Consider the following 22,508-nt stretch of genomic DNA (forward strand, 5'->3'; position numbering starts at 1 on the left):
CGCCGTCTCATAGCGCATTGTCCCACTTGTCATTTTTAGTAGTTGCTTGTCTTCTTTTGGCTTAGTGGTAAGATTCCTTCCATACAAATAATAACTTAAAAAGTAATATCACCTCATAAGGTTGCGTCGTGATTTACGTTACAGGAGTCTAGGACCTGCATGGAATTTCGCCATCTGAAATATTTTATTGCGGTTGCACAAGAACAGAATTTTGGTCGGGCGGCGGTTGCGCTCAATATTTCTCAACCACCGTTGACCCGTCAAATTCAGCAACTCGAAGAAGAAATAGGCGTACAGCTATTCACTCGGACCCCCAAGGGAGTGGAACTCACATCGGCCGGAGAACTGCTGCTTGAGGAAGGCCAGAACATACTCTCTTTGATAGAACAGACAACCGAGCGAACCCGGCGCGCTGGTCAGGGAAAACTCGGCCGGGTGGACATCGGAATTTTCGGCTCCGGTACGCTTGATGTCATCCCCAAATTGCTGTTACGTTTTCGCAGCACCTATCCCGACGTCAATGTGGTGCTGCATACGATGACAAAAAGTGAGCAAATTACAGCGATCCGTCAGCGCAGAATTACGGTTGGCTTCAATCGTCTGCTCGAGCCTTATCCTGACCTCGGAACCGAACTTGTCGTCACCGAGGCGATTGTCGTGGCGCTAAATGCGCAACATCCGTTAGCAGCAGAACATGCAATTCCGCTGCAGGCGCTCAGAGACGAACCTATGGTCATGTTTCCTACAGGAACTCGACCGAATTTCATCGATAAAGTAGTAGATCTTTGCAGATGCGAAGGATTTCTTCCGGTGGTATCGCAAGCCGTTGGCGATGCGGTCACCGGGCTGGCATTGGTCGCAAGCGGATTCGGGATTTCTCTGGTGGCCGAATCAGCGACCGCTATACAATTGCCTGGTGTGGTTTACCGACCTTTAAAGAATGCACCGCATGCTGTAGTCGATTTGAGTTGCGTCTATCGACTCGATGACCAGTCCGTTATTCTGAAAGCATTCCTTGAAGTTGTCAGGGAATTTGCAAGTGAAATCCGAGCTTCCATTAGTTGACTTATATTCAAGGGTAATCTAAAAATATTAGTCGACACCTTGACGCTACTCTTGATTTACTTGATAAGTTTTTTTGTATTATTAACTAACTCGTAATGTTATATTTTCCGGGCTTAAGGCATTTGCAAAAATTCCGGCCTCGACTCAGAGCGCCGTCTGCGAGCCGACTCCGAAACGATGAAATTAGTCTACTTGTGCTTGATCTCCCTAACGTATATTGAAAAGAGGATTTTCCTCTTTCGTATTAACAGGATATGAAATGGCTTTCATGTTTTGACAGATGGCAGTCTATGGCTACCTGCTATTTTTTAACGATATTGCTGGCGAGTTGATGGATCTGCGTCTCGTCAAAGCAACCGGCAACATATGGTTTTGATTATTTTGAAGCGAGATAACGATGATTAAAGTTAATGGTTTGCAGCACATCGGATTGACCGTTCCTGATATGGATCAGGCAGTGCGATTTTTCGAAGGGGTATTTGGTGCCGTAACCGTTTTAAGCACCGGCAGGATGGAGATGGATGGCGAATTTATGGTCAGAAAGCTCGGTGCAGCGAGCACCTCCCGCATACGCGATGTCAAGTTCCTGCGTTGTGGTAACGGCACCAATCTTGAGTTGTTCGAGTACGAGAACGAACCTCCTACGCCGATCAAACGCAATTCCGAAGTTGGCGCGTTCCATCTGGCTTTCGAGGTGCCAGACGCCTATGAAGCAGCCGATCGGCTTCGCGCATTGGGAGTGGAGGTCCTTGACGGACCGACCTACATAGATGCCGGGCCGTTGAAAGGTTTGGACTGGGTCTATCTGAAGGCACCTTGGGGTCAATATCTGGAGCTTTTAAGCATGGCGCACGGTCCCTTGGGTTACGAATCTACAAGTGCAACCAAGATGGCTGACAGCTGGTAACGATATCAAGCACCAGTATCTGAGTTTTCGGTCATGTTCATAGCTGTTTTTTCGATATCGCGCTTATAAACTCGTCGGATCCTCCAAATGCGACCCTAGCTCGTCTACCTGCTATAGAAGATGAGGCAGACGGCCGGAACGGCTGGCAGCAGCGTTGAGCGCCTCCAGGCGTTCAACAGCGGAGAGTTCGAAAAACTCAGCCATGCACCAGCAAAGCGCTAACTTCTGTAAGCGTGACTTCTGGGCCGTCCGGACTTAGGTAGCGCTATGCGCCAGAGTGGTTCCCACTACTTTTATGATGGGAACTACTTTGAATACTGAATTGAAGCCGGGCAACCGGAAGGGACGACCGAACTATCCGGTCGATTTCAAGCGGCGGCTTGCCGCAGCGGCCTGTGAAGCCGGGGTGTCGGTTTCCAAGATGGCGATGGCAAATGGGGTCAATGCCAATATGGCGTTCAAATGGCGACGGGAATTTCGCGCCGGCCTGTTTGGCGATGCACCGCAGACGATGCCAACATTACTTCCCGTTGTGCTCGTCTCGATTCGCTTACTCACGCGGTATTTATGTTGATGATTCTCAAATTGATCATCTCGAGCTCATCAGAAAAAGCATTCAAAACAAAAACGGTCACTTGATAGTTTCTATCGAAGAAATATAATATATGACTAATCACAATTAATATTCCTGAGATTAGTAATATATTATATGTCTTAATTCATTACTAAATAATCAACAATTAAAAATAATGAAAATAAATAAATAATTGCCTATTAATTTTGATCTAGACGTAACAATTTCCCTGGTATGTGGCAACTCAACTTCGCCACGCAGATACGAGCATGATCACAAAACATTATGGGAAGTGGATTAAGCGAGGATTAGATGGAGATAAGCGAGTTCGTCTTGAAGCGCTTTTTTCGACGACTTTTTGATAAATGTTCCCTTTTTGTTCCCTTTTTCACAAAAGAGACGTGGAAAAAAACCTAAGTGTATGATTTTAAAGTGGAATTCTGGTGGAAAGTGCAAGTTTCGAACTTGCGACCCTCGCAGTGTGAGTGCGATGCTCTACCCCTGAGCTAACCTTCCATTTGGCGATCTGTCGATCGGTGTCATTGGATCAACATTGCATTGATTGACCACCGATAATATAAATTATCGCACACATTATGTGCTGACGAAAGTGCCGTATCGAACCGGAAAGCGAAGCGTTATTGGCGCTTCGCTTCTAGTACGCCTTTTACTTCGCGAATCACCATTAACGCTTTTTGCAATTGCGCCGTTGAGGCAATTTCAGCAGTGAATGCCATTCTCGCATGGGCTTTGGCACTTTGGGTACTGACGCCGATTACATTGATTTTCTCGCGCAAGAAAATTTCCGAAATATCACGCAACAGACCTTGGCGATCACTGGCCAGCACAAAAATATCGACCGGATACACCGTCTCAACAGCTGGCGCGCCCCACGTAGTTTGAATGACGCGCTCTGGTGCTTTTGCACGCATTTCAGAAAAATTCTTGCAGTTTTCCCGATGGATGGAAACACCTTTTCCACGCGTGACAAAGCCGACGATAGGATCTGGCGGGGCTGGTTTGCAACATTTGGCCAACTGCGTCATTAAGCCGTCTGTTCCCACCACCAACACACCGGTCTTGCCGCCATGATCGACACTTGAGGCGCGACTTTTGCGTGTAATCGCGGCTTCTTCCTGCTGAATATCAGCAGTCGCAGGCTTGATGCTTTCCTCTTCGCGCAATCCTTGCTCGACGTGACGCAAACTAAACTCGTCCTTAGCGAGCGCCAGTACCAATTCTTCCAGTTTGGAAAAGCCTAACTTACGTGCTAATTCTTCCAGATTGACAGCTGTTTTGCCTTCCCTTTGCAATGTTTTATCAAGCAATGCCCGACCGGTAGATAGCGTCTCTTGTTGTTCAATCGCATTGAACCACGCACGCACCTTGGAACGGGTCCGGGAGCTGGTCGCATAACCTGGGGTGAGCCAATCACGCGATGGGCCGGCGTTGCCAGCCCCACTTTTGGCGGTAATGATTTCAACGGTTTGCCCATTTTTGAGCACCGTGTTTAATGGCACCATCACACCATCGACGCGTGCACCACGACAATGATGACCAACATCGGTATGCAGGTGATAAGCAAAGTCGATCGGCGTCGCGCCGTTGGGCAATTCAATCACGCGTGCTTGCGGTGTGAGTATATAAATATGCTCATCTAACGTAGCGGATTTTAATTTTTCCAGCCATTCGCGACGGCTGTCTTCGTGCTCAACAACGGCATCAGCGACTTCGCTTTTCCAAGCTAGCAATTGTCGCAGCCAGGCAATTTTTTCATCGTATTTCTGTGCTGAAAAATTCGAGCCGCCTGCTTCTTTGTAGCGCCAGTGCGCCGCAACGCCATATTCGGCAAAGTGATGCATATCGTTGGTACGAATCTGCACTTCCAATGCGCGCTCGTCCTCAGCCATCACGACGGTGTGCAGCGATTGATAACCGTTTTGCTTGGGACGAGAAATATAATCGTCGAACTCTTTAGAAATTGGTACCCATATATTGTGAACGATACCCAGGACGGTATAACAGGTCTTGACGTCTTCGACAATCACCCGAAACGCACGGACGTCGTAAAGCTCGGAAAAGTCGAGCTCCTTGCCGCGCATTTTGTGCCAGATACTAAAAATATGTTTAGGTCGCCCGGATACTTCTGCTTTAATGCCAGCGTCCGCCAGCTCACTTCGCAAACGCGCAATAGCGACTTCAACGAAGCCTTCCCGCTCGATCCGCCGCTCTTCCAACATCTTGGCGATACGTTTATAGGTTGTCGGATCAATGAAGCGAAATGAGAGGTCTTCCAGTTCCCATTTTAATTGCCAGATACCAAGCCGATTCGCCAGCGGGGCGTACAAATCAAGCGTTTCACGCGCATATTGACTGGTGAGCGCATTCTCTAATTTTTGCTCGGCAAAAAAACGTAATCCCACCAGCCTAGACGCCAACCGCACTAACACAACGCGCATGTCACTCGCCATTGCCAATAACATTTTGCGCAATGTCTCTACTTGCGTAGCAGCTTGCTGCGCAGCGTTTTTCCCTCGCATTACTTCTTGCGGCAATGCAAAAGTAAAACCGTGCAGACGCATTAATTGTCGAACGCCGACGACCAACTCGCTAATTTCTTTACCGAATTGCGGCTCAATCATCGCCAAATTGGCAGGATCAATTAAGGGCAGTTCGAATAGCAGCCCGGCGATACGCGTTTCAACATCGGTGTTGAGCAATGCCAATACATTGGCCACGCCTAGCGAAAATTCGAGCGCAGTTTGCCCGGTCGCGACTGTCTTACCCTTATACCATGGCTCGACGAACGCTAACGCGTCTAGTACGCGTACGCTATCGTCCGCACTTAAACCAGTGCAAAGTTGCACTTGATCGGCATCTTGGGTTGAAGTTAAGGCGACCATCGGCTATCTACTTTTGTGCGGCAACAATAACGATTTCGACCAGGATTTCTGGTCGTGCCAGTTTGGCTTCAACGGTAGCACGGGGTGGTGAATTTCCCGCTGCGACCCATGCGTCCCATGCCGAATTCATGCCAGCGAAATCTTTAATGTCTGCGAGATAAATCTGGCAAGAAAGAATGTGCTCTTTATCGCTGCCAGCCTCAGCGAGCAAACGGTCAATGTGACCTAACGTTTCCCGTGTTTGTGCTTCGATATTCTGACTTACATCCTCGGCCAACTGACCAGCAAGATAAATGGTGCCGTTGTGGATCGCAACTTCTGACAATCTTTTTCCTACATGCAAACGCGTGATACTCATAGTGTCTCCTTCATACTAGAAATAATTCTATTTTAACTACTTATCAAGACCATCAAAGCCATCCAAAAGCAATTTTCCCGGCAATGCGAAGCAACGCACCGGTGATAACCGACAATCGAAAACCGATCGTGATGTTATTTTTTTGGCTGCTCACTATCTTGGCAAGCCCATTAATATCTCGCCGCTGGCGAGTACTATGCCTCTTGTCCGAACAGAAAGTCGCTTATAACCGCAATTTGATCTGCATGCAGCAACGTTGGCGCGTGTCCTACACCAGCAAATTCGACTAGTTTCGCCTTAGGGCCACGCTGGGTCATCGACAATGCGACTTCATGCGATAGCAAATCTGACTGGTCGCCACGTATTAATAATGTTGGACATTGAATGGCATCATACGCAGACCACAACATCACTTCGGCGGCCTTGTAGTTATCAGCTGTGGAGGTCGCAAACGGGACGGCTAATCCCAAATCGTAATGGCGGACCCATTCTCCAGCAGCGTTTTGACGTAAAACATCGGCAGCCAACTTGTGCCACTCGACGTCAGTGTGTTCTCCAAAAGGGAGAGAAATCGACTTAATATAAGCCGCTCCAGCGTCAAAAGTGGGAAACCGCATATCGGCTCCGATATACGCTGCGATCCGGGTAAGCGCGTCGGGATTCAGATGGGGACCAACATCGTTAAGAACTAGCTTGCGAATAGGATTATCTGGCAAAGATGCCAGACCCAAACCAATCAGGCCACCCATTGACGTGCCGACCAGATCGACCGTGTCAGCATTTAGTCTGGCTAATAAAGTCACCATATCGCTGACATATTGTGGCACGACATAATATTGGGGATTACGCAAACGACCAGAGCGACCGCGACCTACGACGTCCGGGCATACGACGCGATAGGTGTCGCACATATTACGTGCCAACTGATCAAAGTCATCAGATACCCGTGTCACACCATGCAAACATAGCAATACGTTAGGGTTATGTGGATCGCCCCATTCCTGATACGCCATTGCGTGCAAACCTGCAGGGGAAATACATTGGACAGTCTTGTGCAAAGCTGAAGTCATAAACGGCATCCGGTTGAGCAGACAAGTGAAAGCCCCTCTATTCTACCGTCGCTTCCACTAAAAAAGCTGCGTTAATGGATAATCATGACCGATGCTATCGATAAACTCACCCGGCGCACTTCAACCTAAACCCGTTTATTTGCCGCTCTACCGATGATATTTCAGGCAAAAGAACAAAAAAAAGCGCCGACACAATGTGTCGGCGCTTTTTTTCGTTGAAACCGATTTAATGCAAGTTGCTGAAATCCAGCAGAGCGCCTGTCTTTTCTATCAACTCTTCTCTTGTCACACCGGTGGCTAATTCAACCACTTTTAAGCCCTGCGGCGTCACGTCAAGTACGGCCAAATCGGTAATGATACGATTTACCACTGCGATACCAGTCAACGGCAAATTACATTCATCAAGGATTTTGTGGGATGTTGAACCGTCTTTAGCCTTAGCCACGTGCTCCATCAGGACCACGACGCGCTTGACACCAGCGACCAGGTCCATAGCGCCGCCCATGCCTTTGACCATTTTTCCTGGAATCATCCAGTTCGCCAAATCGCCGCTTTTCGATACTTGCATAGCCCCTAAAACAGCAAGGTTCACTTTTCCGCCACGAATCATGGCAAACGAGTCTGCTGAACTAAAGAAAGAAGATCCCGGTAAAGAAGTTACAGTTTGCTTACCCGCGTTGATCAAATCCGCATCGACCTTGTCATCGGTAGGAAAAGGGCCAATACCCAAGAGACCATTTTCTGACTGTAACCAGACTTCCATATTTTGCGGTACGTGGTTTGCGACCAAAGTCGGCAAGCCGATACCCAGATTTACGTAAAAGCCATCCTGCAATTCCTGCCCCGCACGCGCGGCCATTTCATCACGAGTCCATGCCATATTTATTCTCCGATCTTATATTGTTTTTTACTCGCCTTCAGTACGACTGCCGTTTTGCAGGCACCTAAGACGAGACGTCGAGACTTATTTGCTTACGGTGCGTTGTTCTATCCGCTTTTCCGGGGACGCATTGACCACGATCCGATGGACAAAAATTCCTGGGGTATGCACTTCATCCGGATCAATTTCACCAACTTCGACCAAATGTTCAACTTCTACGACAGTGATTTTTCCAGCCATCGCGACGTTTGGATTAAAATTACGCGCCGTTTTGTTATAAACCAGATTACCGCTACGATCCGCCTTGTAAGCCTTGACGAGAGAGATGTCAGCGACTAACGAACGTTCCATGATGTATTTTTCACCGTCGAATTCGCGTACTTCCTTGCCTTCGGCGATCAGCGTACCCACACCGGTTTTGGTGAAGAATGCAGGGATACCCGAGCCGCCGGCACGCAACTTCTCCGCTAACGTTCCTTGTGGAGTGAATTCCAACTCAAGTTCACCAGCCAAATACTGCCGCTCGAACTCTTTATTCTCGCCCACGTACGATGCAATCATTTTCTTAATTTGACGGGTTGTCAACAGTTGACCGAGGCCAAAACCGTCTACACCCGCGTTATTCGAAATTGCAGTCAGATTTTGAACGCCAGAATCACGCAATGCTGCAATGAGGGCCTCAGGAATACCGCACAAACCAAAACCACCAACCGCGACCGTTTGGCCGTCACTCACAATACCCGCCAACGCGCTGATCGCGTCAGGATAAACTTTATTCATACCGCTATCTCCTTATGAGTTAACTCAGACTATTTTTGCTTTTAATTCGCCTGATAGCATATGATGATCTGTCGGTTCCGACAATACCGTAAAAATACGCAATGCGCCTTTCCTTCGGACACTTTGCAATTTTCGGATCATTGAATAAATATGACAGCAACGCCTACAAACTATCACATAAAACGCTCCCTTCGTTCGCGATCACACAGGTGTAATATAGCGCCGCTTGTACTCATATAATTGCCAATGAATGACTCCCCAGAAATTGATTATCAAGTCATTTTTGACCATGCTCCAATTGGCATGTGCGTTTCCAGGCATCGTGTCATGCAAGTATGCAATGCCGCGTTAACCAGCATGTTCGGCTACGAAAGTGGTCAATTGAATGGCCAATCCTTCCAAATTCTTTATCCTTCACCGGATGAATTTGAACGCACTGGAGCACGTATCGTACCAATAATGAATGCAAAAGGGGCATATTCTGATGAGCGCATCATGCGTCGAGCAGACGGCGAACTTTTTTGGTGCCACGTCATTGGTCACACCTTGGTGCCAACTAACACACACGCAGCCGGAATCTGGACTTTTGAAGATTTAAGCAGTAAACGCAAGGCGTCAGCAGAGCTTTCACCGCGTGAGCGAGAAATTGCGGCATTGTTGGTGGAGGGAAAGACTAGTAAATTAATCGGCAAACAAATCGGTTTGAGTCCGCGTACCGTAGAAATGCATCGCGCAAATCTGATGAAAAAATTTGCCGCAGCGACTTCAAGTGAGTTAGTGCATCGACTACTGGGGATGTCTCAGGAACTCTGACACTGCCGGCTTCTTTCATTGGCGCGCTAAACAGTGCCACAGGTAGTGCTTTATCGTAAAGTACTTCTAAAAGAAATATCGTCTTGTAAATGCCAAATGGTGACTTGGTTTTTATCTGCAATCGCCTGAGTTAGACAAGAAAATGCCTTCCGTAAGAGTGCACAACATACAACTTAAGCCGCTATGAAAATCGCATATACCGAATATTCGACAGGCACAATCTCCACAACGAGATAAGCTTCTCAGGTCAACATTTCACGCACGGCGTCAGGCAACGGCACAGATTTCTCAAGCTTGAAATCAATCCATACTAACTTAGAAGATCCCTCTGCAACGATAACGTCAGGCGAATCAACCCGGCGGATTTCGTACGTCATCTCAACGCTTGAACGACCAACTGTTCCCATGCGGCAATAGACCTCAATGTCGCCAGGATATCTGAGCTGACGCAAAAAACTGCACTGCGCATTCACCAGAACCGGTCCCTGAAAGTGATCAATAGGCCTTCCCAAGGTTTCCAACCACTCTATCCGAGCCTGCTCTAAGTATCTGAAGTACACCGTATTATTCACATGTCCGAATGCATCCATATCGCCCCAGCGAATTGCCATTCGACTACGGTGAACTAATTTATCACTATCCATTACGTTCTTTCAAAAAAACAGATCCATACGATGGCACTACCGAATGCGAACCGTGGCATTACGACTGATGCGGGAATGCAACATTAGCACGTGCAAGCCATACTGCACGCAGCATGCACATGGCAAAGTCTAGTATTCTGCCGCAATATCCGTGACAATTAGCACAAACGTTAGAAAATTAAATATAGGTGAAGAGACAATGACCGAGAACCAACCGCAGAGCTTACTTGAACAATACGGCCCAAGAGAGGCAATGGAATATGACGTCGTCGTCGTGGGAGGCGGTCCTGCTGGGTTAGCCGCTGCCATTCGGCTAAAGCAGTTAGCGAATGAAAAAGGCAAAGAAGTTTCGGTCTGCGTACTTGAAAAAGGAAGCGAAATCGGCGCCCATATCTTGTCTGGTGCAGTGATGGACCCGCAAGCACTAACTGAGTTAATCCCCAACTGGAAAGAACTCGGTGCGCCACTGAACACGGAAGTCAGCGAAGACAGATTCCTCTTTTTGACGGCCACGAAAGCTTTCAAGACCCCTAACTGGATGTTACCGTCCTGTTTTCAGAATCACGGAAATTACGTCATTTCACTCGCCAACGTCGTGCGTTGGATGGGTCAGCAGGCAGAAACACTCGGCGTAGACATATTTCCTGGTTTCCCAGCCGCTGAAGTCCTTTATAACGATGATGGCTCAGTTAAAGGCGTAGCGACGGGCAATATGGGCATTGGCCGCGATGGTAAACCGACCGAGGCGTTTCAGCTGGGCATGGAACTACACGCCAAATACACGCTGTTCGCCGAAGGTGCACGCGGCAGTCTTGGCAAACAAATCATCGCCAAGTACGATTTAAACAAAGGTAAGGATCCGCAAACTTATGGTTTGGGGATTAAAGAACTGTGGGAAATCGATCCAAAGCTGCACAAGCCAGGCTTGGTGATCCATACTGCCGGGTGGCCGCTCGATACCAAGACTTACGGCGGTTCTTTCCTCTATCACCTGGAAAACAATCAGGTCGCAGTCGGTTATGTCGTCGGCCTGTCCTATGAAAACCCGTACATGTCGCCGTACGAAGAGTTCCAGCGCTACAAAACACACCCTGAAATTAGCAAATTTTTCGTCGGTGGTAAACGTCTGTCGTACGGAGCTCGCGCAATCACTGCTGGTGGTTTGCAATCCCTGCCGAAGCTGACGTTTAACGGCGGTGCATTAATTGGCTGTGAAGCGGGATTCCTTAACGCTAGCCGCATTAAAGGCAGCCACGCAGCGATCAAAACCGGCATGCTGGCAGCTGATGCAGCCTTCGAAGCGATTGTCACTGAGCGCCAACATGATGAACTAGTCGATTACGCCAGTGCATTCGAAAAATCGTGGCTCCATGCTGAATTGCATAAGGCACGTAATTTCAAGCCTTGGATGAGTAAAGGTCTGTACTTTGGCAGCGTAATGGTGGGGATCGACCAAATCGTATTCGGCGGCAAAGCGCCATGGACTTTACATCACACTCATGCCGACCATGAATGTCTGAAACCGGCGGCAAACTATGCGCCGATCAAATATCCCAAACCGGATGGAAAGCTGACATTTGACCGTCTGTCGTCGGTATTTATTTCGAATACAAACCATGCCGAAGAACAGCCGGCACATCTGACGTTGAAAGACGCATCGGTGCCGGTAAATGTCAATCTAGCACTATATGCGGGGCCGGAAGCGCGCTATTGCCCGGCTGGTGTGTACGAGTTTGTCACCAACCCGGATAAGACTGAACGGCTACAAATCAACGCGCAGAATTGTGTCCATTGTAAAACCTGTGACATCAAAGATCCTACGCAAAATATCGTTTGGGTGACACCAGAAGGCGGTGGTGGGCCGAATTACGCCAATATGTAGGTGGTATTCTATAGGCGACATTCGCTCCCCCTGAAAAAATCGAAAGGAGCGGATGTCGTGGCACTTGGCATTAAAATCGGTTCACAGTTTCTTGACGGTATGCGGCGCTTAACCGCATGTCCCAGTCACATTCACTCGACTTTTTAAGAGTGAGCTTGAAGTTGATTAATGGAAAAATGTCTGATTTTCCCCCTATACGATCTTATCGCGCGCATCTTAAAGAATTCAACTTCTGCACCTCCGCAAGACACTTCATTTCAATCCGCAATATGCCTCGCGGCAGAACACCTCGCCATACCGCAACAAGCGAGGAATATACCCAGCGATTTACAATGCGGTATCGACAACGCCCACAATTGTATGTCAGCTTCCATCGCGGCACTAGCTTAGGTGAGCAATAACGTCCGGTCCCACCCGAGCAAGCTTCAAATTACCCGCTAAACGCACCTAATCCTCCAAAACACGCATAAACTGCGATGCATTGCATGAAGGCCCGACACTGCAGTCGGCAAAAATGCGCATTATCCACAAAATGTCAGCAAATATCGATATTCGTCGACTTACTGACGGGTTTTTATTGTGACAATAAATAAATTATAGTGTTTATAAAACAATATAAATATTGAAGTAATGTATCAAAAATTTGTGGGGATAATCAATTCCACAAAAATCATCGAGGAGCCTTTAGTACACATTGACAGCTCTTTCCAGAAATTCACAAAGAGCTTTTATATGAAAACTGTTCGTCGATTGCGCATTCTTTGATTTTTGTTATGTAGCTTTAAAGATCAATCTGCTCTTGCGAGTGCGATAGTGACTTCTGAGGCTCAAGTAAATTTGGTGTGTATAAAATGCCCCCCCGATTTAAAGGCGTTAGTAAAAAATATCCGCTTACCGATTGTCGCAGAAACTGTTCATCTTGAAGCCAATACCGCTGCCATTGGCGGATGCGTTACTACCGACTCGCTAGGGCATCGACCCAAGCAAATAAAATAGGTTTTTGGTTGTGATTCAACGGTGCCTGACATTAGTTTTGTTTACGGATTTAGCTAACGTTACGCAATCTTTTAAAACATATAACCCAAGGAACCAAATGAACATGATGAAATTGGCACTGCCGCTGTTAATCACACTTGTTTACGCTCCCGCTCATGCTGGTGTAAGTCCATTGTTTGATTTAAACGCAGATAAATTAACCGTCTTTGCAAATACCTACGCAACTAGCGGCGCGAATTCCATTATCTACGGCAACGTCCTATCTGGTGATGTATCGACCATTGGTGCTGCCGCAACCGTCTACGGCAATGAGGTTTCTGTTGGTGCAAACACTGCTGGCGGCGCGGCCTCAAAGGTCACCGGCAATATCTGGTCAGGTGATGTGTTAACCACTGGTCAGAGTTCCATTACTGGCGGCAGTCTTAAGTCTAGCGGCGCAGGGACAATGGGCGACAGCGCAAAAGTCGCGGGCAATATGACATCGGGTGGCGTCACCACAGTTGGCGCCAATGCTGTTCTTAGCGGAAACTTGCTGTCGGGGGGCACCGCCACTGTTAGTGCATCAGGTTCAGTCGGTGGGACTATAGGAGCCACCGGCGTAATTACTGCTGCGGGTTATGTAACAACGCCGAATTTAACTTCGTCTCCCATCAATCCGACAGCTTTTACACAATCGATACAAAATACGGTCACATCGACCGCTAATCAAGTAACGGCAGCACAAACCGCTTTGGATAAAATGGGCTCGGGGACAGTTCTGGCGGCCACCATGGTGACTAGTAGAACACTTCTCCCTGGCGTGTATAGCGCGCCTAGCCTGTCAACGACTGCCGGTACTACCCTAACTCTGGATGGCCAAGGTAAAGCCAATCAATTTTGGGTCTTTAATATCGCTGACATTCTGGCTTTCGGCGGTACGACAAACATTGTATTGGCAAATCCTGGTGTCGGCGATAGCGTGATCTGGAACGTCACAAACGGGTATGCTTCCCTCGGCGACACCGCGCATGTAATCGGCACCATTCTGGCGAAGACTTACATCAGCGTCGGTGCCAACGCGATCGTCGCTGGCGTAAATGCTTCCTCTTGTGGTGGCGTATTTTCGGCAACTTCTTACGTCCAGGCTGGTGACACCGCCAAAATCGGCGGTACTGGTTGCCTGGGTACAGGAAACGGCTTTGGGATTGGGACAAATGGCACAGCAGTGCACATTAATGTCACGTCACCGGTGCCGGAACCAGAAACGTACGGCATGATCTTAGCTGGCCTTGGTTTGTTAGGCTTTATGGCGCGTCGTAAGAATCAAGCTTAAGTATTTAACACGTGCGTCTGATATTGGGTCAGCGCACGCTCGAATTTGCATTTTCTTATTTTTTTGATCCTGTTGAAGCAGATTCTCGTTGTGCAGACAGTACAGAGATGCATCTTCATCGTGACAAACTGCTTCAAATATTAGAAATCGAACAGGATGAAATCTACAGGACCCATGGCGTTATACAGTCCACTGTCCCGCCACGATTTTCTCTAGCCAAAATGCGCCAATAACCGTTTTAACATCGGTAATTTTCCCCTCGCGAACCCACAGTAACACCTCATCTAGCGGTGCTTTAAATACATCCAGAAATTCGCCATCATCCAGACGACGTTCACCAGCGGTCAGACCGCGGGCAAGAAAAATTTCCAAATGTTCATCAGCGTAGGCAATCGCATTATGAATCGTGCAAACGTAATGCCACTCAGTTGCTGTATAACCAGTTTCCTCTTGTAGCTCGCGCTTCGCACATTCCAGATGGTCTTCATTTGCATCAATTTTACCGGCCGGAAATTCAATAAATACGCGGTCCAACGGATACCGAAATTGCCGCTCCAGCAAAACAGTTCCATCCTCAAACAAAGGCAACACGACAACCGCACCGGGATGCTTTATGTACTCACGTATGGTTTTCTGTCCATCCGGCAATGCAACGACATCGCGTTGTACTTTAAGAAAACTGCCATCGTAAGCCAATGCGCTATCAATCCTGGTTTCTTTCAGGTGTTGGTCCATATAAAGGCTCCGGTAGGAAAAGGGAAAAGAACGCTGATAGGAAATAAGGAGGATACGGTTGGCGCCCGACATTCGCTGCCATTCAATAACAGCATATTTACTCAACGCGAATGATTGCCATACTGACACTTACCCTGAGAAGAAACTCCTCGATAGGCTTATCTAATTTGCAGTGTGATCGATTATGCGTTACTGGCGCGTCCCGTCATGGTCAATTGCACTTCGTCCTGCTGATTGATTTTAAATTGAAATCAGATCAGGACCCAGACATGCCTTGCGGAACAAAATCAAGTCGACTTATGACCGCGACTTGACGTTACCGCCTAAAGTGATCAATTCGTCAGCTGCGTTTTTTACGCAGATATCGGTGTACATAACCCGGAAAAGCGAACACCAAAAACAAGCATCCCGTGACTGCAAAGAATTCCCAGTCCTGTGTGAACCGATTGCCAATGCGCGACTCAAGCAAATAAGCAATTCCACCAACAATGAAGTACCACACAAACAATTCAATCAATCGCGCCCAAGCAGGTTTGATAACACCTGGCTTGAGCGGAATAAGCGCCAACAAACGTTCGTTGACGAATGGAAGGTTGGCTGCCAACAACGCCAAGAAAATGACTATCCAGCTGGATGAAGATACGTTCACGCTATTACGACGTCAGGCGGCCAACAAAACTGGCCAGAGAGCGAACGATTGCAGCTTGACTGATATCCATCAAAAATCCGGGCCAAATTCCGAGTACTAATACTGCAAGGCCATTCAGACTCAACAACACACGCACGTCTCCGTGAGCTTCGATTTTAGACGTATCCTGCGCATCATCGAAATACATCACTTTGATCACACGCAAATAATAATAAGCACCGATCAATGAGAACAACACAGCCACGATTGACAGCCAGACTTGGCCAGTACCAAGTACCGCACGCAAGATCGATAATTTACCGAAGAAACCTAACAAAGGTGGAACGCCTGCGAGGGACAACATCAACAACAGCATGATCGCAGCAAACCACGGACTCCGTTGATTAAGACCCTTGAAGTCATCGATATTTTCAGCTTCAAATCCAGAGCGTGCCATCAACATGATGACGCCAAAAGTGCCGAGCGTAGTCAGTACGTAGGTGATTGCGTAAAACAATGCAGCGCTGTAAGCACTGGTAGCAGAATACATATTGCCGTCAACCACACCCGACAATAAGCCGAGTAACAAAAAGCCCATGTGCGAAATCGTTGAGTACGCCAGCATCCGCTTAATATTGGTTTGCGCAATTGCGGTAATGTTACCAATCGCCATCGACAATATCGCAAGGACCATCAGCATTTGTTGCCAGTCAACCGCCAACAATAACAAACCTTCTACCAGCAAACGGAAACAAATGGCAAATGCGGCCAATTTTGGTGCGCCACCTAACAGTAGCGTCACAGCAGTCGGTGCACCTTGGTAGACATCCGGAACCCACATATGGAATGGCACAGCACCCAGCTTAAATGCAAGGCCAGCGACCAGAAACACCACGCCGAACACCAATGTGTTGTGTTGGGTTTCAGTACCGCCACCAGCGATGGCACGAGTAACTTCAATCAGATCCAGTGAACCGGTCGCGCCATACAACATCGACATACCGTACAAAAGAAATCCCGAGGCCATCGCGCCAAGTACAAAGTATTTCATCGCTGCCTCAGTCGCACTGGCATTATCACGGCGTAATGCCACCAACGCATACAAAGACAACGACATCAGTTCTAAACCGAGGTAAATAATCAGGAAATTATTCCCTGATATCATGACCATCTGCCCCAATAAAGCGAATAACGCTAATGGATAAAATTCGCCACCAAGATGATTATTGACCATCTCGCGGTCGCCGATGTATTGGCGCGAATAGACTAGCGTAACGAACACGGCGATATAAGAACAAAGCTTCAGTAGATGCGCTAAAGGATCACTCACAAACATATTGTGAAAGGTATAAGCCGTCGCACCCGCATTGAAATCAACCAGTGTCAGTCCAAAGCAGACCACTAACACCAGCAAGGTCAAATAATAAGTGATGTGACGTTTGGCATCCGAGATAAACATATCAATCAGCAAGATTGCGGAGGTCGCAATCAGCAGAAATATTTCTGGATAAACAGGGATCAGATTTATATTATTCATTTATTTGCCGCTTATTTTTTTCACTGTTACTAATCGCGCACGAATCGCGTTTTTATTTCTGCTTAAGGACATGATGTCATCAGTTCAGTTTGGTCATGGCAACATGCTTTAACAGGTCAGCCACCGAGACTTGCATCGCATCAGCAAACGGCGCTGGATATAACCCCATCGCAATAACAGCAATCGCCAATAACCCAAGCATAAAGAACTCACGTTTATTAAGGTCGCTCATTTCATTGACGTGTGGATTGGTAATAACACCAAATACCACACGCTTGACCAACCACAACGAATACGCAGCACCTAGAATTAATGCAGTTGCCGCCAGAAGACCAATCCAGAAATTGGCCTTTACAGCACCCAGGATCACCATAAATTCACCAACAAAACCGGAAGTGCCTGGCAAGCCACTATTGGCTAGTGAGAACAAGACAAATAATGCGGCAAAACGCGGCATCACGTTGACCAAGCCGCCGTACTGAGAAATCTCACGCGTATGCAAACGGTCATACATCACACCGATACAAAGGAACATTGCACCAGAGACGAAACCATGGGAAATCATCTGTACGATACCGCCCTGCACTGCCATATCATTAAACAAGAAGAAACCAAGAGTGACGAAACCCATGTGAGCGATAGACGAATATGCCACTAACTTCTTCATATCATTTTGAACCAATGCCACTAATCCGATGTAGATCACAGCAATTAGCGACAGCGTGATCATAAAGCCAGAAAGATAGTGACTTGCATCCGGTGCGATTGGCAGCGAGAAACGCAGGAAGCCGTAACCGCCCAGCTTCAGCATGATGGCGGCCAACACGACAGAACCACCGGTAGGCGCTTCGACGTGTGCATCTGGCAACCACGTGTGCACTGGCCACATCGGTACTTTAACTGCAAACGCCATCAGGAAAGCCAGGAAAATATAGATCTGCGCGGACATCGATAACGGCACTTGATGCCACGTCAAAATATCGAAACTGCCACCGGAGACGAAGTATAAATAAAGCAAAGCGATCAGCATCAACAGCGATCCGAAGAACGTGTACAGGAAGAACTTGATCGCCGCATAAACGCGATTAGCACCGCCCCATATACCGATGATAATGAACATCGGCACTAACGTTGCTTCAAAGAATACGTAGAACAACATACCGTCAAGCGCACAAAATACGCCGATCATGACACCCGACAATATGAGAAACGCTCCCATATATTGTGCGACCCGCTTTTGAATCACTTCCCAGGCAGAAATAATCACCATTACGTTAATGAAGGCAGTCAAAGGTATAAACCACAGCGACAGGCCATCAATTCCGACAAAGTAGTTAATGTTGAACCGTGTAATCCAGGCAGCTTTCTCGACAAACTGCATGCCGTGGAAGCTGTTATCGAAATGTGTTATCAATGGCACCGTGACGGCCAAACTGACCAGCGCGCCAAATAGCGATAGCCATCGAACCATTTGCCGATTATCGTCGCGACCAATTGCCAGGACGAGCACACCAAACGCGATCGGGCACCAGATCGCGAGGCTAAGAAGAGGGAAAGTTGACTGAATCATGGTTATTATTTACTTTACTTCGCCAACTTATTTGGCAAACGGAGAAGGCATGAACCAAACCAGGAAGCCCAGCACACCAATAATCATCACAAACGCATAGTGATAGATGTAACCGGACTGCCAAAGGCGGGTAATTTTCGAGAACCAGTTGACGGCCTTGGCGCTACCATTCACAACCAAGCCATCAATCAGGCTGCGGTCGCCAACGTTCCACAAACCACGGCCAATTAAACGTGCACCGCCAGCAAAGACAACATCGTTGAATTTATCCAGGTAGTACTTATTGTCCAATAACACGAAAATCGGATGCAGCTTCTGCTTGATCATCGCAGGCACACGCGGATTGATCATATAAAAATAGTAGGCGACCAACACGCCGGCAATCGCCAACCATAGAGGTGCTGAAGTCACGCTATGCACGACCATGCTAACAGGGCCGTGGAAATCGTTACGTAGCTCTTCCATCGCGTGATGCGCCTGATCGACTACGATTACGCCTTTGAAGAAGTTGCCGTACAACATAGGTTCGATCGTGAAGAAACCGATAACCGCCGAAGGAATCGCCAGCAAAATCAGCGGGACCGTCACTACCCATGGAGACTCATGTGGTTTTTGCCCCGGTGCCAGGCCGTGATGCGCATGATCGTCCGCAACTTCTGCGTTTTTTTCATCGTGATGATCAACGTGATGATCGTCATGATGGTGGGCCTTACCGAAACGCTCTTCACCATGGAACACCATGAAATACATACGGAAAGAATAGAATGCAGTCACAAAAACACTCGCCAGCACTGCGAATTTTGCGAAACCGGCGCCATACAAATGCGTCGCTTCCACAGCTTCAATTATGCTGTCTTTCGAGTAAAAACCTGAGAAAAACGGCGTTCCGATTAAAGCCAGCGAGCCGATCAACGACGTTATCCAGGTAATTGGCATGTATTTACGCAAACCACCCATGTTGCGCATGTCCTGATCATGATGCAAACCGATAATCACGGAACCGGCACCAAGGAACAACAGGGCCTTGAAGAATGCGTGTGTCATCAAATGAAAGACTGCAACGGAGTAAGCCGATGCGCCTAATGCGACCGTCATATAACCCAGCTGCGAAAGCGTTGAATACGCTACCACGCGCTTGATATCGGTTTGGATCATCCCAAGGAAACCCATAAACAACGCAGTGATCGAGCCGATGATCAGAATGAACGACAATGCCGTGTCTGACAACTCAAACAACGGTGACATACGTGTCACCATAAAAATACCCGCTGTCACCATCGTCGCCGCATGAATCAATGCAGAGATTGGCGTCGGACCTTCCATCGAATCTGGCAGCCAGACGTGTAGTGGGAACTGCGCAGACTTACCCATTGCACCAATAAATAAACAGATACAGGCGACAGTCAGTAACATCCAGTTGCTGCCCGGCAGTGTCAGTTGTGCCAAGGCGCCTTTTTGCGCGAATACTTCGGTGTAGTTCATCGAACCCGAATACGCCAGCAACAAGCCAATACCAAGAATAAAACCAAAGTCACCAACGCGATTGACCAAAAATGCCTTCATATTCGCCACGATAGCGGTCGGCTTGGTGTACCAGAAACCAATCAGCAGATACGACACCAGTCCCACAGCTTCCCATCCAAAAAACAACTGAAGGAAGTTGTTGCTCATGACTAGCATCAGCATCGAGAAAGTGAATAGCGAAATATAAGAGAAGAAGCGGTTGTAGCCCGCATCATCCTTCATGTATCCGACGGTATAAATATGCACCATTAGCGACACAAAAGTCACAACGCACATCATCATTGCCGTCAGACTATCGATCAAAAATCCGACTTCCAGCTTGACGCCGCCAACGGTCATCCATGTGTAGAGTGTGCCATTGAATGAGGCACCATCTATCACTGCAAATAATGTCTGGATTGAAATAATGAACGCGATCAGTACGCCCAGAATCGTCACTGTGTGCGAAGTCTTGCGTCCGATTACATTGCCAAAAAATCGCGTTCCGAACAAGCCTGCGATTGCTGCACCTACAAGAGGTGCCAACGGTACAGCCAGAAGTAATTGTGGGTTAAGTTGCCCCGCCATGATGAACCTTATCTTTATTCGTTGTTCGCTTTGGTCGCGATATGCACGCCGCACAATCCGCCGTACTGTGCGCTGTCACTTGTTTTACTTATGAACGGCCACTTTTGCCTGAACGACGACTCCAGAACTTTACCCTCCGAACGCTTATTTCAGAACATCTTCTGTTCAAAACCAATTGCTCCATGCCACGGGTTAACATTCTTATTCAAGCCGTTCCGGCCAATACGTCAACCCTTCAAACTATCGAGATCTTCTACGTTGATGGTGTCAAGATTACGGAATAACACAACCAGAATTGCCAAACCAATCGCCGCTTCTGCTGCCGCCACGGTCATGATGAAGAAAACGAAAATTTGTCCAGCTGCATCGCCCAGATAATACGAAAAGGCGATGAAGTTAATATTCACCGACAACAACATTAATTCAATTGCCATCAGCAAGACAATAATGTTTTTTCGGTTCAAAAAAATACCCACGATCGCGATAGCAAAAAGAATCGCGCCGAGGATCAAATAATGTGACAGTGATAAAGTCATGCTGCGTTCCTCTTATTTTTTCTCTGGCGACGGTGGCGCATCGAATGGCCGCTGCTCGGACTTCATCTTGACCAGACGAATCCGATCACCACTGCGCGCTTTGACCGCCTCATGCGGAGCCATGCTTTTGGTGTCTTTACGACGGCGCAATGTTAATGCAACCGCAGCCACAATTGCCACCAATAAGACTACCGCTGCAATTTCAAACGCATAAACATATTGGGTATAAATCAGTAAGCCGAGCGCTTTAGTATTGCCTATGTTGGCGGAAATGGCGGGCACTTCACTTTCCGGTGCCCAGAACCCGCGCAGTAACACCGCGGCCATTTCCAGGACAATAATCACACCCACCGTTGCTGCTAGTGGAAAGTAACCCCAAAATCCCTCTCGTAATTTATCAAGATTAATATCCAGCATCATTACGACAAACAAGAACAGCACCATTACCGCGCCGACGTACACCAGGACCAGCACAATCGCCAGAAACTCGGCCTTGAGCAACATCCAGATACCAGCTGCGGAGAAGAACGCCAACACCAGAAATAAAGCTGAATGCACTGGATTGCGCGCTGTGATAACACGTAAAGCGGCCATCACCAACACCACTGAAAACGCGTAGAACAAGAATGTCTTAAATTCCATAATCGACCAAAAAAGTCAGCTAAATAAGCTTTAAATTCAGGCTTGAGGATAAATCGTCCTCAAAACCGGGAGCAATACCAATTAACGGTATGCAGCATCCGCAGCACGGGCAGCGGCGATCTCGGGTTCATAACGATCACCAACTGCGAGTAACATTTCTTTGGTGTAGTACAGATCACCGCGTTTTTCGCCGTGATATTCGAGAATATGTGTTTCAACGATAGAGTCGACTGGGCAAGACTCTTCGCAGAAACCACAAAAAATACATTTGGTCAGATCGATATCGTAACGCGTAGTACGGCGCGATCCATCATCACGTTGCTCTGACTCAATCGTAATCGCCATCGCAGGGCACACTGCTTCGCACAATTTGCACGCGATACAACGCTCTTCGCCATTGGGGTAACGACGTAACGCATGCAGACCACGAAATCGGGGTGACTGCGGTGTCTTCTCTTCAGGGAATAACACTGTAATTTTGCGCGCGAACAGATAACGGCCGGTTAGCCGTAATCCCTTGAGCAGCTCCAATAGCATCAAGCTACCGAAAAAATCCTTGATCGCTTCCATTTGCTATAAACCTTC

19 protein-coding genes, 1 tRNA gene and 2 pseudogenes are annotated in these 22,508 nt (G+C 47.8%); 7 read left to right on the top strand and 15 right to left on the bottom strand.

All coding sequences use genetic code 11. From position 1 onward, the window contains the following. Window positions 1-159: 159 nt before the first annotated feature. From ACXX82_RS04265 to ACXX82_RS04275, 3 genes are all read left to right on the top strand, one after another. Entirely contained in the window at window positions 160-1,065 is a 906-nt protein-coding gene (locus ACXX82_RS04265) for a LysR family transcriptional regulator (RefSeq protein WP_458562494.1), read from the top strand. 397 nt (window positions 1,066-1,462) lie between these two features. Continuing rightward, the gene (locus tag ACXX82_RS04270) at window positions 1,463-1,972 is read left to right on the top strand and encodes a VOC family protein (RefSeq protein WP_458562495.1); all 510 of its coding nucleotides are present in this window, start codon (window positions 1,463-1,465) and stop codon (window positions 1,970-1,972) included. 277 nt (window positions 1,973-2,249) lie between these two features. Next, window positions 2,250-2,546 (top strand): transposase, encoded by a 297-nt coding sequence (locus ACXX82_RS04275; RefSeq protein WP_458562496.1) that lies wholly within the window; start codon window positions 2,250-2,252, stop codon window positions 2,544-2,546. Window positions 2,547-2,987: 441 nt separating this feature from the next. On the opposite strand, the gene ACXX82_RS04280 is transcribed toward ACXX82_RS04275, so the two are convergent. The 6 genes from ACXX82_RS04280 to ACXX82_RS04305 form a co-directional block, all read right to left on the bottom strand. Continuing rightward, window positions 2,988-3,062: transfer RNA gene (locus tag ACXX82_RS04280), tRNA-Val, on the bottom strand. A 122-nt stretch (window positions 3,063-3,184) separates the two neighbouring features. Continuing rightward, window positions 3,185-5,449 carry a RelA/SpoT family protein gene (locus ACXX82_RS04285; RefSeq protein ID WP_322232354.1) on the bottom strand — a complete coding sequence of 755 codons (2,265 nt, stop codon included), beginning with the start codon at window positions 5,447-5,449 and terminating at the stop codon, window positions 3,185-3,187. Window positions 5,450-5,456: 7 nt separating this feature from the next. After that, window positions 5,457-5,807 carry a RidA family protein gene (locus tag ACXX82_RS04290; RefSeq protein ID WP_322232355.1) on the bottom strand — a complete coding sequence of 117 codons (351 nt, stop codon included), beginning with the start codon at window positions 5,805-5,807 and terminating at the stop codon, window positions 5,457-5,459. A 194-nt stretch (window positions 5,808-6,001) separates the two neighbouring features. After that, complete coding sequence (locus ACXX82_RS04295; RefSeq protein ID WP_458562497.1) at window positions 6,002-6,877, bottom strand: alpha/beta fold hydrolase; 876 nt, start codon at window positions 6,875-6,877, stop codon at window positions 6,002-6,004. A gap of 226 nt (window positions 6,878-7,103) precedes the next feature. After that, the gene (locus tag ACXX82_RS04300) at window positions 7,104-7,757 is read right to left on the bottom strand and encodes a 3-oxoacid CoA-transferase subunit B (protein WP_322232357.1); all 654 of its coding nucleotides are present in this window, start codon (window positions 7,755-7,757) and stop codon (window positions 7,104-7,106) included. Window positions 7,758-7,841: 84 nt separating this feature from the next. Next, window positions 7,842-8,537 (bottom strand): CoA transferase subunit A, encoded by a 696-nt coding sequence (locus ACXX82_RS04305; protein WP_322232358.1) that lies wholly within the window; start codon window positions 8,535-8,537, stop codon window positions 7,842-7,844. Window positions 8,538-8,783: 246 nt separating this feature from the next. Between ACXX82_RS04305 and ACXX82_RS04310 the strand changes: the two genes are divergently transcribed. Next, window positions 8,784-9,350 (top strand): LuxR C-terminal-related transcriptional regulator, encoded by a 567-nt coding sequence (locus ACXX82_RS04310; RefSeq protein WP_322232359.1) that lies wholly within the window; start codon window positions 8,784-8,786, stop codon window positions 9,348-9,350. Between the two features lie 242 nt (window positions 9,351-9,592). On the opposite strand, the gene ACXX82_RS04315 is transcribed toward ACXX82_RS04310, so the two are convergent. Continuing rightward, complete coding sequence (locus ACXX82_RS04315) at window positions 9,593-9,961, bottom strand: acyl-CoA thioesterase (protein WP_458562498.1); 369 nt, start codon at window positions 9,959-9,961, stop codon at window positions 9,593-9,595. Between the two features lie 232 nt (window positions 9,962-10,193). On the opposite strand from ACXX82_RS04315, the gene ACXX82_RS04320 reads away from it, so the two are divergent. From ACXX82_RS04320 to ACXX82_RS04330, 3 genes and pseudogenes are all read left to right on the top strand, one after another. Then, complete coding sequence (locus ACXX82_RS04320; RefSeq protein WP_322232361.1) at window positions 10,194-11,876, top strand: electron transfer flavoprotein-ubiquinone oxidoreductase; 1,683 nt, start codon at window positions 10,194-10,196, stop codon at window positions 11,874-11,876. Window positions 11,877-13,347: 1,471 nt separating this feature from the next. After that, window positions 13,348-13,935: pseudogene (locus tag ACXX82_RS04325) on the top strand (ice-binding family protein); the annotation flags it as partial. A 153-nt stretch (window positions 13,936-14,088) separates the two neighbouring features. Beyond that, window positions 14,089-14,184 (top strand): annotated as a pseudogene (locus tag ACXX82_RS04330) (FxDxF family PEP-CTERM protein); the annotation flags it as partial. Window positions 14,185-14,364: 180 nt separating this feature from the next. Here ACXX82_RS04330 and ACXX82_RS04335 read toward each other — a convergent pair. The 8 genes from ACXX82_RS04335 to nuoI form a co-directional block, all read right to left on the bottom strand. After that, window positions 14,365-14,919: an NUDIX domain-containing protein gene (locus tag ACXX82_RS04335; protein ID WP_323506759.1), complete on the bottom strand. Its 555-nt coding sequence runs from the start codon at window positions 14,917-14,919 to the stop codon at window positions 14,365-14,367. A 340-nt stretch (window positions 14,920-15,259) separates the two neighbouring features. Next, on the bottom strand, window positions 15,260-15,568 hold the full coding sequence (locus tag ACXX82_RS04340; protein ID WP_322232364.1) for a DUF2818 family protein: 309 nt from the start codon (window positions 15,566-15,568) through the stop codon (window positions 15,260-15,262). 4 nt (window positions 15,569-15,572) lie between these two features. After that, the gene (gene nuoN, locus ACXX82_RS04345) at window positions 15,573-17,084 is read right to left on the bottom strand and encodes an NADH-quinone oxidoreductase subunit NuoN (protein ID WP_323506760.1); all 1,512 of its coding nucleotides are present in this window, start codon (window positions 17,082-17,084) and stop codon (window positions 15,573-15,575) included. A gap of 79 nt (window positions 17,085-17,163) precedes the next feature. Further along, window positions 17,164-18,654, bottom strand: coding sequence for an NADH-quinone oxidoreductase subunit M (locus tag ACXX82_RS04350; protein ID WP_323506761.1), 1,491 nt, complete (start codon window positions 18,652-18,654; stop codon window positions 17,164-17,166). A 27-nt stretch (window positions 18,655-18,681) separates the two neighbouring features. Then, window positions 18,682-20,745: an NADH-quinone oxidoreductase subunit L gene (gene nuoL, locus ACXX82_RS04355; RefSeq protein ID WP_323518868.1), complete on the bottom strand. Its 2,064-nt coding sequence runs from the start codon at window positions 20,743-20,745 to the stop codon at window positions 18,682-18,684. 227 nt (window positions 20,746-20,972) lie between these two features. Beyond that, window positions 20,973-21,281 (bottom strand): NADH-quinone oxidoreductase subunit NuoK, encoded by a 309-nt coding sequence (gene nuoK / locus ACXX82_RS04360; protein ID WP_168055397.1) that lies wholly within the window; start codon window positions 21,279-21,281, stop codon window positions 20,973-20,975. A gap of 12 nt (window positions 21,282-21,293) precedes the next feature. Beyond that, a complete protein-coding gene (locus ACXX82_RS04365) occupies window positions 21,294-21,923 on the bottom strand; it encodes an NADH-quinone oxidoreductase subunit J (RefSeq protein ID WP_322232368.1) in 630 nt (209 codons plus the stop codon). 81 nt (window positions 21,924-22,004) lie between these two features. Continuing rightward, the gene (nuoI, locus tag ACXX82_RS04370) at window positions 22,005-22,493 is read right to left on the bottom strand and encodes an NADH-quinone oxidoreductase subunit NuoI (protein WP_205321414.1); all 489 of its coding nucleotides are present in this window, start codon (window positions 22,491-22,493) and stop codon (window positions 22,005-22,007) included. Window positions 22,494-22,508: the final 15 nt, after the last annotated feature.

The organism is Glaciimonas sp. GNP009 (assembly GCF_054343755.1).